Source organism: Bacillus sp. USDA818B3_A, from assembly GCF_009928415.1.
GTDB lineage: Bacteria > Bacillota > Bacilli > Bacillales > Cytobacillaceae > Neobacillus.
Window position 1 is genome coordinate 1 of sequence record NZ_JAABNN010000050.1, and the last position, 1,944, is coordinate 1,944.

The 1,944-nt window shown below is 38.7% G+C and carries 1 protein-coding gene; it reads right to left on the minus strand.

Annotated features, from left to right (window positions below):
- Nucleotides 1–105: 105 nt before the first annotated feature.
- Nucleotides 106–1,434: a group II intron reverse transcriptase/maturase gene (gene ltrA, locus GXK58_RS26790; RefSeq protein ID WP_160726223.1), complete on the minus strand. Its 1,329-nt coding sequence runs from the start codon at nucleotides 1,432–1,434 to the stop codon at nucleotides 106–108.
- Nucleotides 1,435–1,944: the final 510 nt, after the last annotated feature.

A 1,944-nucleotide genomic window follows, 5' to 3' on the forward strand; every position in this document is an offset into this window, starting at 1 on the left:
AGTCGAGTAGAAGGGAGCCTTTCTACCTTGCGGTAAATTGTACTCCTCCCCCCTCACAGAACCGTGCTTGCGCTATTAACGCACACGGCTCCTCCTAGTTATCATTTACAAAATATAGCTAATTTCTTTTCTTAAGTCGTATATATTAACCTTAACTCTTGCGTAAGGTAATGGATATTTATTAAGAAAGAGTCTGAATTTATCCCAAGTAAATGATTTCCTTTGACTTCTTCTATTGAGCCATTTAAACAGTAAGTACCCGATTTTGTCTCTGAATTTGTTTACACTTTGGGTATTATCTGTGATGCAATAATAGTTGTAATAACCTACTAGTGAGCGTTTGAATCTATCCATAATCATATGAATGTCTTTATTTCTGTTAATTTTCAACCATTCTTTAGTTTCCTTTAGTTTAGCTTGGACTTTCTTATTGCATGTTTTCCGTTTTACTCGAAATTTCCCTTGTTTACTCCTACCGCAATAGTGTGTAAATCCAAGGAAATCAAAAGTTTCCGGTTTACTTCTTCCCTGTTGATTTGCATTTTGCTCCGCAAACCGCCCGAAGGGTATGATTTTGGTTTTATCCTCGGCTATTTCTAGATTAAATTTCTTTAATCTCAACTTTAATGAATGGAAGAATTGCTCGGCTTCACATTTATATTGAAAACAACAAACAAAATCGTCCGCATATCTCACTATGTATGCTTGTCCCTTGCACTGTTTCCTAACCCTTTTCTCGAACCATAGGTCAAGGACATAATGGAGGTATACATTGGCTAATATCGGAGATATTACTCCACCTTGCGGTGTGCCTTTGTCTGTTTTATATTTCTTACCTTCCTCCATATATCCACCTTTAAGAAACCTACCAATGATTCTAAGTAAGTTAGGGTCAGCGATTCGCAGTTTTAAGAACTCCATCATCCATGTGTGGTCAACGTTGTCAAAGAATCCTTTAATATCTACATCTACTACATAGTTTACTGATTTCTTTTCAATATAATGGTTCAGTATTTTCAAAGCATCGTGGCAGTTACGATTTGGACGGAATCCAAATGAACAGTCTAGAAAATCCTTTTCATAGATGGTATTTAATATTTTCGTAATTCCTCTTTGAACAATCTTATCTTCATGTTCCGGAATTCCCAATGGTCTTTTCTTGTTTGAATTGAGCTTTGGAATATACATTCTTCTTACTGGAACAGGATGATAACTTTTGCTTTTAAGCCTATTTACTAAATCCTCTATGTTTTCCTTTAGATTTTCACTGTATTGCTCTTTAGTTGTACCATTAACCCCAGTGGCCTTTTTGGTAGGTAGCTCCTGGTGGCATTGAGCTAGTGATTGCTCATTTAATAAATGTGCAAGAGATGTAAATTTCATTTTAGGATCAGATTTTGCTAATTCTGCTATCCTTAGTAGTTTTGTTTCCATTTATTATTCCTACCTCTGCGTGTAGTAAATGTGTCCCTAGTAAGGGTGATAACTGGTAGCTAGCCTTTCCTCCATCGGCATTACCCAACTTCATTGGTACTACGCTGCTATCCGACTCCCTACAATCGGCATTTGGTTTCCTTGCTTGTTATCGCTTGTACACCATACTCTTCTATATGAAGAGACCGGTAGGGTCTCCCGAGTTGCCGTATCATATCAATGTGTAACGTGCCAAGGTCTCTGACTCCAGAGAGGTTTTATCCTTCTTGCCCTTAACGAGGGATAAAATGTAGCTTTCTGTCGCAGGTAAGGCATCAGCCCTCTCGATTTACTAACATTATGGAGCTCCATCCCTTCAACCATTTGGCTTTCGGCCCGCTATCTAACTGTCTACGCTTAAAGACTAAAGTTACCTTTAGCCCTCCAAGACTCGCTACGAGCGAATGGCTAGTTCTTACTCGACGGGAATCCCACCCGTTATATGATACGACCTAGGCTCGGCCGCACACC

What these genes read in the sequence shown, in the direction of transcription:
- ltrA (WP_160726223.1), bottom strand. Translation starts at nt 1,434, where the DNA reads ATGGAAACAAAACTACTAAGGATAGCAGAATTAGCAAAATCTGATCCT.